At 62.9% G+C, this 12,371-nt stretch carries 11 protein-coding genes; 4 read left to right on the forward strand and 7 right to left on the reverse strand.

The annotated features are described in order from the left end of the window. The first annotated feature begins 103 nt into the window (after window positions 1-103). Entirely contained in the window at window positions 104-1,609 is a 1,506-nt protein-coding gene (ppx, locus tag AC13EY_RS05085) for an exopolyphosphatase (protein ID WP_088276201.1), read from the forward strand. Here ppx and ppk1 read toward each other — a convergent pair. From ppk1 to AC13EY_RS05100, 3 genes are read right to left on the reverse strand one after another with little or no spacing between them, the layout of a single operon-like run. Next, window positions 1,588-3,804: a polyphosphate kinase 1 gene (gene ppk1 / locus AC13EY_RS05090; RefSeq protein WP_088276199.1), complete on the reverse strand. Its 2,217-nt coding sequence runs from the start codon at window positions 3,802-3,804 to the stop codon at window positions 1,588-1,590. The two genes, ppx and ppk1, sit on opposite strands and share 22 nt — an antisense overlap. A 16-nt stretch (window positions 3,805-3,820) precedes the next feature. Continuing rightward, window positions 3,821-4,834, reverse strand: coding sequence for a porphobilinogen synthase (gene hemB / locus AC13EY_RS05095; RefSeq protein WP_269688173.1), 1,014 nt, complete (start codon window positions 4,832-4,834; stop codon window positions 3,821-3,823). 47 nt (window positions 4,835-4,881) lie between these two features. Continuing rightward, a complete protein-coding gene (locus AC13EY_RS05100; RefSeq protein ID WP_482890399.1) occupies window positions 4,882-6,126 on the reverse strand; it encodes a GGDEF domain-containing protein in 1,245 nt (414 codons plus the stop codon). 230 nt (window positions 6,127-6,356) lie between these two features. Between AC13EY_RS05100 and AC13EY_RS05105 the strand changes: the two genes are divergently transcribed. Beyond that, on the forward strand, window positions 6,357-6,956 hold the full coding sequence (locus AC13EY_RS05105; RefSeq protein ID WP_233048814.1) for a DUF6436 domain-containing protein: 600 nt from the start codon (window positions 6,357-6,359) through the stop codon (window positions 6,954-6,956). Next, on the forward strand, window positions 6,922-8,430 hold the full coding sequence (locus tag AC13EY_RS05110; protein WP_269688171.1) for a methyl-accepting chemotaxis protein: 1,509 nt from the start codon (window positions 6,922-6,924) through the stop codon (window positions 8,428-8,430). Before AC13EY_RS05105 ends, AC13EY_RS05110 begins: the two co-directional genes overlap by 35 nt. A gap of 4 nt (window positions 8,431-8,434) precedes the next feature. Here the strand turns inward: AC13EY_RS05110 and AC13EY_RS05115 are convergent, their stop codons facing one another. Both AC13EY_RS05115 and AC13EY_RS05120 read right to left on the reverse strand, forming a co-directional pair. After that, window positions 8,435-8,881, reverse strand: a complete 447-nt coding sequence (locus tag AC13EY_RS05115) for a YaiI/YqxD family protein (protein WP_088276194.1) — start codon at window positions 8,879-8,881, stop codon at window positions 8,435-8,437. Between the two features lie 13 nt (window positions 8,882-8,894). Then, window positions 8,895-10,808, reverse strand: a complete 1,914-nt coding sequence (locus AC13EY_RS05120) for an ATP-binding cassette domain-containing protein (protein WP_269688170.1) — start codon at window positions 10,806-10,808, stop codon at window positions 8,895-8,897. Between the two features lie 41 nt (window positions 10,809-10,849). On the opposite strand from AC13EY_RS05120, the gene AC13EY_RS05125 reads away from it, so the two are divergent. After that, window positions 10,850-11,329, forward strand: a complete 480-nt coding sequence (locus AC13EY_RS05125; protein WP_335600407.1) for a TIGR02444 family protein — start codon at window positions 10,850-10,852, stop codon at window positions 11,327-11,329. Here AC13EY_RS05125 and AC13EY_RS05130 read toward each other — a convergent pair. Next, window positions 11,313-11,831 carry a hypothetical protein gene (locus AC13EY_RS05130; protein ID WP_228245738.1) on the reverse strand — a complete coding sequence of 173 codons (519 nt, stop codon included), beginning with the start codon at window positions 11,829-11,831 and terminating at the stop codon, window positions 11,313-11,315. The genes AC13EY_RS05125 and AC13EY_RS05130 overlap by 17 nt on opposite strands. A 29-nt stretch (window positions 11,832-11,860) precedes the next feature. Continuing rightward, window positions 11,861-12,334, reverse strand: a complete 474-nt coding sequence (gene rsd, locus AC13EY_RS05135; protein ID WP_228245739.1) for a sigma D regulator — start codon at window positions 12,332-12,334, stop codon at window positions 11,861-11,863. Window positions 12,335-12,371: the final 37 nt, after the last annotated feature.

The following is a 12,371-nucleotide window of genomic DNA, read 5'->3' on the forward strand; positions in this document are numbered from 1 at the left end:
ACCCTATACGGCTGCGAAAGGCGATGATCAGTACCGTTGTGCAGGCAATTGTCATCGAGCAGGTGCTAGAATCGAACCAATTCAGACCTGACAGGAAGAGTGCATGGCAGACGCACAGCCGAATGATTTTTCGCTGGTAGCCGCAATTGATCTGGGCTCCAACAGCTTTCACATGGTGTTGGCGCGGGTTGATCAGGGGGAGATACGGATCCTCGAGCGGCTGGGTGAAAAGGTGCAGCTGGCCGCCGGACTCGATGACGACAACATGCTCAGTGACGAAGCCATGCAGCGCGGGTTGGATTGCCTGCGCCGCTTCGCCCAACTGATCAATGGTCTGCCACAGGGTGCGGTACGGATCGTCGGGACCAACGCCCTTCGCGAGGCGCGCAACCGTGGCCAGTTCATTCGTCAGGTTCAACAGGTGCTCGGGCACCGGGTGGAGGTGATCTCCGGCCGTGAGGAAGCGCGGCTTATCTTTCTGGGCGTATCCCACACCCTGGCTGACGACGAAGGCAAGCGCCTGGTGGTCGACATCGGTGGTGGCAGTACCGAGTTCATTGTTGGCGAGCGCTTTGAGCCGCTGCTGCGTGAGAGCTTGAGCGTTGGGTGCGTATCCTTCACTCGCCAGTTTTTTTCCGACGGCAAGATTACCGCCGCCCGCTACAGCCAGGCCTACACCGCGGCCCGCCTCGAACTGATGAATATTGAACAGGCCATTCAGCGCCTGGGCTGGAGCGAGGCGGTTGGCGCCTCGGGCACCATTCGTGCGGTTGGTCAGTGCATTCAGGCCGGCGGTCGCGGCCAGGGAGAGGTAACCCGCGAAGGGCTGCAGTGGCTCAAGCGGAGACTGCTCAAGGCAGCCCACGTCGACAAGCTGGATATGCCGGGGCTGAAGGCGGATCGCCAGCCGATCCTGCCGGCTGGACTGGCCATTCTGGAAGCGCTGTTCGACGCCCTCGGAGTGGAATCCATGCACCACTCCGAGGGCGCCCTGCGTGAGGGGGTGCTCTACGACCTGCTGGGGCGCCATAGCCATGAGGATGTGCGTGAGCGTACGCTGAGCGCGCTGATGGAGCGCTATCACGTTGACCTGGAACAGGCCGCCCGCGTCGAGGCCAAGGCCCAGAAACTGCTGGGCAAGGTGGATGACGCCTGGCAACTGGTCGCCAGCAAGCAGGCACCATTGCTGACCTGGGCGGCGCGGGTCTATGAAATCGGGCTGGATATCGCCCACAGCCAGTACCACAAGCACGGCGCCTATCTGATCGAGCACTCCGATCTGCCCGGGTTTTCGCGCCAGGACCAGCAGGCGCTGGCACTGCTGGTGCGCGGGCACCGGCGCAATATGCCAAGCGCCGACCGGCTGGCCGAATTCGGTGATGAGGCGGTCAACCTGCTGCGCTTGTGCATGATTCTGCGGCTGGCGATTCTCTATCACCATATCCGCGGTTATCAGGACATGCCGGAAATGGCGGTCGAGGCCAGTCAGGACGCGCTGGCCGTCACCTTCCCTGACGGCTGGCTGGAGCAGAACCCGCTGACCCAGGCTGACTTCGAACGCGAAGCGCAGTACTGGGCCAAGGCTGGTTACAGGTTGACGGTTCGCTGAGACGAGTTGGCCAGTTTCTCCAGCAGCGTTGCCTGGGCGCTGCGGGGAATCTGGTTGCCGCTCGGTGAGCTCAGCACGTAGGAGCCGTCAGGTTGCAGAATCCAGCTGCGGGTATTGTCGGTCAGAAAGACCTGCAGCTCCTGCTTGGCGCGGGTGATCAGCTTCTTGCCCTCAAGCGGGAAGCAGGTCTCGACCCGCTTGTCGAGATTGCGTTCCATCATGTCGGCACTGGACATCCAGACCTGTTCCTGGCCGTCGTTGAGGAAGTAGTAGACCCGGCTGTGCTCCAGGAAGCGGCCGATGATCGAACGCACGGTTATGTTGTGTGATACGCCGGGAATGCCCGGGCGCAGACAGCACATGCCGCGGATAATCAGGTCGACTTTCACGCCGCACTGGGATGCCTTGTAGAGCGCCTTGATCACCTTGGCATCGGTCAGCGAGTTGGCCTTGGCGATGATATGCGCGGGCTTGCCGGCCTGGGCGTTGAGGGTTTCCCGATTGATCAGTTCCAGCAGGCGTTTCTTCAGTGTGAAAGGCGCCTGCAGCAGTTTCTTCATGCGCTGGGTCTTGCCCATGCCGATCAGCTGGTTGAACAGCTTGTGCACGTCTTCGGTCAGCGCCACGTCAGAGGTCAGGATGCTGTAGTCGGTGTACAGCCGCGCATTGCCTGCGTGGTAGTTGCCGGTGCCGAGGTGCACATAGCGTTTCAGGTTGCGCTCTTCGCGGCGCAGGATCAGCATCATCTTGGCGTGGGTCTTGAAGCCGACCACGCCATAGATCACTACCGCCCCAGCCTGCTGCAGACGGCTCGCCAGCTGCAGGTTGGACTCTTCGTCGAAACGCGCCCGCAGCTCGATCACCACGGTCACTTCCTTGCCGTTACGGGCGGCATCGACCAGCGCGTTGACGATTTCGGAGTTGGCACCGGTGCGATACAGGGTCTGCTTGATCGCCAGCACGTTCGTATCCTGGGCCGCCTGGCGCAGCAGGTCGACGACCGGTGAAAATGACTCATAGGGATGCTGCAGCAGGATGTCCTGCTTGCTGATGGCCTGGAACAGGTTGTCAGCGCCGGACAGCGCCCGCGGCAGCCCCGGGCTGAATGGCGGGAACTGCAGCTGCGGGTGATTTTCCAGGCCGGTGATCGAGAACAGCCGGGTCAGGTTGACCGGACCGTTGACCTCGTACAGCTCCGCTTCTGTCAGGCCGAATTGGCGCAGCAGAAAATCGGTCAGCGGCTTCGGACAGTTGTCGGCAACCTCCAGGCGTACTGCATCGCCGTAACGGCGCGACAGTAGCTCGCCGCGCAGCGCACGTGCCAGATCGTCGACTTCTTCCGGATCAACAATCAGGTCGGCGTTGCGGGTCAGACGGAACTGGTAGCAGCCGAGGACTTTCATGCCGGGGAACAGTTCGTCGGCATGGGCGTGGATCATTGACGACAGGAACACGAAGTTGTCGCCACCATCACAGAGCTCGTCGGGCAGGCGAATCAGGCGCGGCAGCGAGCGCGGCGCAGGAATGATCGCCATGCCGGAGTCGCGACCGAAGGAGTCGATGCCGTCGAGCTGAACGATAAAGTTCAGGCTCTTGTTCACCAGCAGTGGGAAGGGATGCGTCGGGTCCAGCCCGATCGGGCTGATGATCGGCGCGACCTGCTGGCGGAAGAAGCGGCGAATCCACAGGGTCTGCTTGTGCGTCCACTGATAGCGGCGCAGGAAGCGGATGCCCTTCTCATTCAGCTGCGGCAGCAGAATGTCATTGAGGATGCTGTACTGGCGGCTGACCTGATAGTGCGCGGTCTCGCTGATCTTGCTCAGTACCTGCTGCGGTTGCAGCCCGTCTGGGCCGGTTTGTTCGCGGGCAAAGGTAATTTGCTTCTTCAGACCGGCAACGCGGATCTCGAAGAACTCGTCCAGGTTGCTGGAAAAGATCAGCAGAAACTTCAGCCGCTCAAGCAGCGGATAGGATTCGTCCAGCGCCTGTTCGAGCACGCGGATATTGAACTGCAGTTGCGACAGTTCGCGATGAATGTAGAGCTCGGGCGCGTTCAGATCGGGAACCGGGGTGGCTTCGACCACCTTTTCGCTGAGCTGCGCCGGACGGGTAACCAGATCACTGCGTGCGCTGGTTTCGGCTGGCGGCGCGATATCGTCCTTGCTGGTATCACGGGTGCTGTTGAGCTCTGACATGGTTTCCTCTGTGCAGCTACTGACGGCTGCGTAACTGACGCGCCGCGGTTTTGGCAAAATAGGTCAGGATGCCGTCGGCTCCTGCACGTTTGAAGGCGGTCAGTGACTCCAGAATCACCGCTTCGCTGAGCCAGCCGTTGTTGATGGCGGCGCAGTGCATGGCGTACTCGCCACTGACCTGATAGACGAAGGTGGGTACCTTGAAGGTGTCTTTCACCCGGTACACCACATCCAGATACGGCATGCCGGGCTTTACCATCACCATGTCAGCCCCTTCGGACAGATCCATGGCGATTTCGTGCAGTGCCTCGTCGCTGTTGGCCGGGTCCATCTGGTAGGTCGACTTGTTGCCCTTGCCAAGGTTGCCGGCGGAGCCGACCGCATCACGGAATGGCCCGTAGTAGGCACTGGCGTACTTGGCGGAGTAGGCAAGGATACGGGTGTGGATGTGACCTGCGGCTTCCAGCGCCTCGCGCATGGCGCCAACCCGTCCGTCCATCATGTCCGACGGGGCAACGATGTCGGCGCCGGCCTCGGCGTGGGACAGGGTCTGCTTGACCAGCGCTTCGACCGTGACATCGTTCATCACATAGCCGTTGTCGTCGATGATGCCGTCCTGTCCGTGGGTGGTAAACGGGTCCAGGGCGACGTCGGTGATAACGCCCAGCTCCGGGAAGCGGGCCTTGAGGGCGCGCACCGCGCGCTGTGCCAGACCGTCAGGGTTCCAGGCCTCGGCGCCGTCCAGCGACTTCTTCTCCAGCGGTGTAACCGGGAACAGGGCGATGGCCGGGATGCCCAGCTCCACCAGCTCGGCGGCTTCCTCCAGCAACAGATCGATCGACAGCCGCTCGATGCCGGGCATGGAGGCAATGGCTTCGCGCCGTTGCTCGCCCTCCAGGACAAACACCGGATAGATCAGGTCGTCTGCGGTCAGGGTGTTTTCACGCATCATGCGGCGGGAAAAGTCATCCTTGCGCATGCGACGGGGACGGCTGAATGGGAAGGGGCGCTGAACAGGGGAATAACTCACGGGGACTCCAGGGGGGTGCGGGCCGCTGTGCACCTGTCTGATTGACGTTATACGTCCAGATTGTGACGGAAATGTGACAACAGACGCAGGGCAACCTGCTCCTGTGGGGCACCATCAGGACCAGGTGCCAGCTCGACGCGATTGCGTCCAAGCGCCTTGGCACGGTAGAGCGCGGCATCGGCAGCGCCGAGCAGCGTGTTGAAATCATAACCGTGATGTTCGGAACAGGCTACTCCAAGGCTGACGCTCAGATGGATTGGCCGATGCAGGGACTGTCCGTCATGCTGGCAGATCGACTGTCTGATGCGCTCGGCTACCTGGCCGGCGTCGACACTGTCGAGCCCCGGAAGCACGACGATGAACTCCTCGCCGCCGAAGCGCCCGAGCAGATCCCGGCCGCGCAGCAGCAGGCGAACCCGGTTGACCAGGTGACAGAGCACCTCGTCACCGATCTGGTGACCGAATTCGTCGTTAATATGCTTGAAGTGATCTGCGTCCAGCATGATCAGCGTAAGAGGCTCGTTGCTCGCCGCCATGCGCCGGAGCAGTTGTTCCGCCTGCAGCAGCAGGCTGCGTCGGTTCAGCGTTTCGGTCAGCGGGTCGAGTTCCGACAGCCTTCGCAGGCTGTCGAGGTGGCGGTAGTGGGTCATCAGAATCAGGCCGCAGGCCATGCCGATTTGTGCGGCCATTGCGCCAAGCACCGTAATCAGTTGAAGCGGCCCGCCGAGCAGGTCGTTTGGGCTGTTCCAGCCGGTCAGCGAGGCTGCCGGTCGGGCAACCAGGATGAATCCGTAGGTCAGTGCGATGATCCCGCTGAACCAACTGGCGGTGCGCATCGGCGGCCGTTCTGCAACCAGCAGCTCGGTTGCGCAGAGCAGGCAGAATCCGCCCAGCACCAGCGAACTGATGGCATAGCGTACTGTCAGGTTGTCGATCTGATAGCGGAACACCCAAAGCAGCAGCATGGTGATCAGACTGACCGCTATCGGCGCCCATTGCGGCTGGGTGCGGCTGCGAAATTGACGCAGGCCCAGCCATACCAGCCCGAGCCCCAGGGTCATCAGACCGTTGGCCAGAATAATCGACAGCCCGTGCGGGATACGGTCCTGATTGATATTCAGCAGCAGGCCAAGCATCAGCGATGCATTGCCCAGAGCCCATTGCCGCACGCCGCGTTCGGCAGGTGCCTGCCAGGCTGCCAGAGCGAGCAGCAGGGTTACAGCCAGGGTAACGACCGTCAGGGTGACGGTGAGGGTCTTGATATCCAGATCAGCCAGCATGTGCGCACTCATCCTCGACCTTGGCAGGTCGTCAGCGCTGTTTCGTCCGTGACGGCGGGCGGCGGTCATACCCGGCCACCGGTGCGACAGACCTTAAATCATCACCGCTGCGCTGCCAACTTGAAGGGCGCCGAGATGTGGTCGTGTTTGCACAAATGCTGAGCAGGCCAGAATGCCGCACCCGGTTTTGCCGTCGGTCGGCTGTGGCACAATGCCGTATCGAATTGCGGGGTTAATCGGAGATGAATATCTGGCTGCGCAGAGTGCTTGTCGGAGTTGCGTTGCTTGTCTGGCTGGCTGGTCTGGTGTGGGCCTACTGGTGGTTTGAGGGGCGCTATATCAAGGCATTTGAGCGACCTGTTTTCTTTCAGGCCGAGCAGGTGGCGCCGCCGTTTGCTCCCGGGCAGGTGCAGGTGGTGCATGTCTGGCAGTCAAGCTGCCCCTGCAGCGCCGGCCACGAGGCCTATGTTGAGGAAATGACCAGACGCTTCGCGGAGCAGGGCGTGCGTTTCGCCCGCTCCGGACAGTATCCGACGAGTGGTATGCCGGCCGGCTTGAGTAACCTGCCTTACTGGCCGATACCTCAAGCATGGTCCGGTTGGCCGGGCGCGCCGTCTATTGCCATCTGGGCAGCGGACGGAAGTCTGGCCTATGTTGGACCTTACAGCGATGGAGCGCACTGCAGTGCCGACAGCAGTTTTGTGGAGCCGGTTGTTCAGGCTTTGCTGGCGGGGCGCAAGGTGAACATCACCCGGCAGGACGCCGTTGCCTGTCTATGTGATCTGCCTGTCGTGGAGAGCTCTGCCGATGTCGAAACCGGTTCCCGAAAGTCTGACCCTTGAAGCGCACTACCTGCATGCCGATCGCGCCATGCTGGGCGTACTCTGGCTTTGCCTGCTGGGTGCGCTGGGGCTCGCCGTCTGGCACGGCACCTGGTTGCAGGCAATGCTGGTTGGTGGCGGAACGGTGCTGCTGGCCCATATCCTTTATGCGCTGATCCGCGGCAGCCTGTTGTTCCGCTGTTTTGTCGCCGCCGCGTTTATGGTCATGTCGGCGTTGCACATCAACCAGGCGCAGGGCACGCTGGAGATGCACTTTTCGATCTTCGTGCTGCTGGCGTTCCTGATCATCTATCGCGACTGGCGACCGATCGTCGTAGCCACCATCGTCATTGCCGTTCATCACCTGGCGTTTTATGTGTTGCAGATGCAGGAAGCCGGGGTGTGGCTGGCTCAGGGCGTGACCTTCGGGCTGGTAATGGTGCACGCCGGATACGTCATCATCGAAGCGGGCGTGCTGGTGTATCTGGCACGCATGTCCTTCAATGAGGCTCGCGAAGGCGAAGTCATGGGGCAGACCGTCGCCCGGATGATTGGTGACGGCAGCGGCGTGGATCTCACCTGTCGGGCCAATATGCGCTCGCCCATGCTTGATTCTTTCAATGCCCTGCTCGATACCCTGGAAAATATGGTCTCCGGTTTGAGCGCCAGCATGCAGCAACTTGGCCAGCTCGGCAGCTCGGTCAGCAAGGGCGCCAGTGACCTGCGTCAGGGCTCGGAGCAGCAGCAGGACAAGACGCGGTATATGGTGCAGGCCATGCTGGAGCTGAGCCAGGCGACTGCCGACGTCGCGCGCAATGCGGCCGATGCGGCGCGGGCCTCCAGTGAGGCTGACAAGCGTGCCCAGGACGGCCATGCGGCGATGCAGGAGATTGCCCGCGAGGTGGCGTCACTGGAGAATAACATCGCGCAAACCGGCGAGGCGGTCGATGGTGCGGCGCAGCTCGCCATCGATATCGACCAGGTGGTTGATGTGATCAAGGGTGTCGCCGAGCAAACCAACCTGCTGGCGCTCAATGCCGCCATCGAGGCCGCGCGCGCCGGTGATCAGGGCCGCGGGTTTGCCGTGGTGGCCGACGAGGTGCGCAACCTGTCGCAGCGCACGGCGCAGTCGACCAGCGAGATCCAGGACTTCATCTCCCGTCTGCAGCAGGCCTCGGAGTCGGCCCGCAGTGCGATGGAGCAGAGTCGCACCTCGGTGCATCGTTGTCTGCAGGTAACGCAAAGCAGTACCGAGATTCTTGCCGGCATTGTCAGCGAGATCGCCAGTATCGTCGGGCGCAACGCGCAGATCGCTACTGCGACGGAGGAGCAGTCGGCGGTCGGCGAAGATGTCGCTACCCATTTGCACGAGGTCGAAGCCGTTGCGCTGGCCAACACCGCCGAAGCGGTCGAGCTGGATCGCCTGTCCGCCGAGCTGGAGAAGGTGCGTGTGGTGCTGATGCGCGATGCGGCTCAGTTCCGGACCGGCCGCTGAGGTCTCAGAGTCTCGCGATCAGGCGGTCCAGGGCATTGGCGAAGGCCTGCTTGTCCTTGTCACTGTAGGGGGCCGGGCCGCTGCGGCCGGCCAGTCCGGCACCGCGCAGCTCGTCCATCAGGTTGCGCACTGCCAGGCGCTCGCCGATGCTGCCCTTGTCGTAGATCTGGCCGCGCGGGTTGATGGCGGTGACGCCGCGGTCGACCAGGCCGGCAGCCAGTGGGATGTCGGCTGTGACCACCAGGTCGCCGGGTCGTGAGTGCTCGATGATGTAATGGTCGGCAGCGTCGGCGCCGGCGGCTACTGTTACCTGGCGTATGCCGGGGCCCGGCGGCAGTTGCTGGGCGCTGTTGGCCACCAGTACCAGTTCGATCTGCTTGCGTCGGGCGGCCTTGACGGTAACGTCACGTACTGGCCTGGGGCAGGCGTCGGCGTCGATCCAGAGGGTCATGCGGGCTCCTCGCTCAGCTGTTGCCGAGTTCCTGTTGCAGGGCTTCGAGCTCTTCCTGAGCCATCAGCCAGTCTTCTTCCAGTTGGGCGATCTGCTGGCGATACTCGGCCTGGCGGTTCAGCAGCTCCTTCAGCCTGTCTCTGCTGGCAGCTTCGTACAGGCTGCTGTCGGCCAGCGCGTTCTCCACCTCGGCGTTCAGGTCGCTGACCTTGTTCAGTTCCTTCTCCAGCTTTTCTGCGGCCTTTTTCAGTGGCGCCAGCAGTTGTCGCTGTTCGGCCGCGGCGCGGCGCTGGGCCTTGGCGTCTACCTTGGGCGCACCTGAGCTGGCTTCCGGGGCCGCCGCCGCGGCCTGTTGCTGGCGGAACTGCGCCAGCCAGCGGGTGTAGCTGTCGAGGTCTTCTTCATAGCTGCGCACACGCCCATCGGCGACCAGCCAGAGCTCGTCGGTAGTCTCGCGGATCAGGGCGCGGTCGTGGGAGACCAGCAGCATGGCCCCTTCAAAGGCCTGCAGGGCGACGGTCAGCGCGTGACGCATTTCCATGTCGAGGTGGTTGGTTGGCTCGTCCAGCAGCAGCAGGTTGGGGCGTTGCCAGGCAATCAGCGCCAGTGCCAGACGGGCCTTCTCGCCGCCGGAAAAATTCAGCACCGGCTCTTCGATGCGGTCGCCCTTGAAGTCAAAGCCGCCGAGGAAGTTGCGCAGTACCTGCTCGCGCTCATCCGGTGCCAGGCGTGCCAGATGCAGTAGCGGGCTGGCTTGCGGGTCGAGGCTGTCGAGCTGGTGCTGGGCAAAGTAGCCGATGGCCAGATGTTCGCCGGTTTTCAGTTCGCCGCCAAGCAGCGGCAAGCTGCCGGCCAGTGATTTGATCAGGGTAGACTTGCCGGCGCCGTTGGGCCCCAGCAGGCCGATACGCGCGCCCGGTGCGAGCTGCAGTTTGACCTGCTCGAGAATCGCCGTTCCATCGTAGCCAAGGGTGCCCTGATGCAGGTCGAGCAGCGGGGTTGACTGGTTACTGGCCTCACGGAAGCTGAACGAGAAGGGCGAGTCGATGTGCGCCGGACTCAGTTCTTCCATCCGCTCAAGCGCCTTCAGGCGGCTTTGTGCCTGCTTGGCCTTGCTGGCCTTGGCTCGAAAGCGGGCAATGTAGCTCTGCATGTGCTCGCGCTCGGCCTGCTGCTTCTCGAAGGCTGACTGCTGCTGTGCCAGGCGCTCTGCCCGGGTGCGCTCGAACTGGCTGAAACCGCCGCGGTACAGGTGCAGTGTACGGTTTTCAAAGTGCACGATGTGCTCAACTACCGCATCCAGGAAGTCGCGGTCGTGGGAGATCAGCAGCAGGGTGCCGGGGTAGTTGCGCAGCCAGTCTTCCAGCCAGAGGATGGCGTCCAGATCCAGGTGGTTGGTCGGTTCGTCGAGCAGCAGCAGGTCGGACGGGCACATCAGCGCCTGCGCCAGGTTCAGGCGCATCCGCCAGCCGCCGGAGAAGTCGCCGACGCGGCGGCTGCATTGTTCGGTCGTGAACCCCAGGCCGGCCAGCAGGGTACGCGCGCGGCTGTCGGCGCTGAAGCCACCGTGGCTTTCCAGTTCGGCGTATAGTGCGCCGAGTTGCTCGGCCTGCTCCAGGCGCTCGGCCTCGGCCAGCCGCCGCTGGATATCGCGCAGGCGCTGGTCGCCGTCGAGCACATAGTCGACCGCGTTGCGGTCCAGCGCGCTGACTTCCTGCTGCATGTGGGCGATACGCCAGTCGGCCGGTACGCTGCAGCTGCCGGCGTCGGGTTCGATCTGGCCGCGCAACAGGGCGAACAGACTGGATTTGCCGGCACCATTGGTCCCCAGCAGGCCGACTTTCTGGCCGGCATGCAGGGTGAGGTTGGCGTGTTCAAGCAGTCGCAGGGGGCCGCGCTGCAGGGTAAGGGAGTCGATGCTTATCATGGGGCGGGAGTATATCAGCGCCGCAAGGCGGGAGAAGCACAATGAGTAAGACAACCATCGGCTTGCCGCAATGGGCGCAGTGGCTGTATGCCAGGCCGGGTGCAGCGCCTCTGCTGCTGGCGTTGCAGGACGAATGCGACGAAGACGTGCTGCTTCTGTTGCTGACTATCTGGCTCTGGCTGCAGCAGCGTGCCCTGCCGGCGCCGCAATGGCAGGCGCTGCATCTGCAGCAGGCAGCCTGGCGGGATGCGGTTATTCTGCCGGCGCGTGAGGCTCGTCGCGGCCTCGCCGGCGACCCCCAGTCTCAGGCGCTGTATCAGATAGCCAAGCAGGCGGAGGTCGAGGCGGAACTGAGTCAGTTGGCGCGCCTGGCTGTCTGGCTTGAGCGCAGCGAGTTGACCGCAGCCGGGCTGCAGCAGTGCCTTGCGGCGGGCTGCATTGGGCAGATGGACGGGCGTCGCGCCGAGCTGGTAGAGCAGCTGGCGCTATGCCTGGAGCGTCAGCTCAGTTCGCTTCAGTAGCGGGCTGAGCTGCAGACTTGGCTGCCGAGGGTTTGCGCCTGGTCGGCGCGCGGCGGTTGCGCGGTTTGGCGGCCGGTTTGGGTGCGTCGCGCTTGTCGAGGGCCTGGGTCACCTGGGCGTCGATGCGGTCCAGCCCCTTGGCCAGGCGCAGGGTCTGACGCACATCGGCTTCCAGCTGGGCGATATAGCGCTCGGCGTTGTTGCGCGATTGCTCAAGCGTTTCCAGCGCCGCGCGCAGGTCGGCAATCTTGCGGCGCGTCTTGCTTGCCGGCTTGTTCGGATCCTCGGCGGTGCGCTCGGCCAGCCTGGCTTCGCTCTGTTTGAGTTTGTCCTCAAGCTTTTCCTGCTGGCGCTGGAGCTTCTCCAGGGCCTTGCCCGCATCCTTGATCGCTTTCTCGCAGGCCTCGGTGAGGTGTTCGTTGAGGGTGCGTGTCAGGGTCTTCAGCAGATGCAGAGGTGAGGCAACCCTGTCGGCGGTTTTTGGCTTGTCTGTGCTGGTCACGAGCAGCTGTTCCTTGGTCTGCGGATTGCTCAGACGGCGCCGAGCAGATCCTTGTGAGCGGTATGCAGTACTTCGATCAGACAGTCTTCAAGCTCGAAACGTTCATGCAACAGGCCGCCCAGCTGTTCCAGCTGCTGTTGCATCTGCGTCTCGTCGATGATGCTGGCTGCCTGACCATAGCGATCATTGAAGGCAACGGCTTCGAGGGTAATGGCTTCGATGCGCGGGTAGACCTGATGAGCCAGCTCAATGCCGCGCTGGTCGTCGAAATCCTGTGCTTCACGCAGCAGCTGTTCGTAGATTTCGAAATGACCGGCGGAAACGTAGTCGACCAGCACGTCACAGAAGGCCGACAGTGCCGTGTCGGCGGAGTCGGGCACCGGCGTGCGTTTGCGCAGCTGGGTGTAGTCCAGGATCAGCTGGTTGCGTTCGGCGAGCCAGCGGTCGATCAACTGGTGAACACCGCCCCAGCGCTCCTGGGAGGTTCTGCAGGTTTCCAGCATCTTCCACCTCTTTTCGGCAGTGTCGGTCTGGCCGACT

It is taken from the genome of Halopseudomonas sp. L-58 (assembly GCF_056859475.1).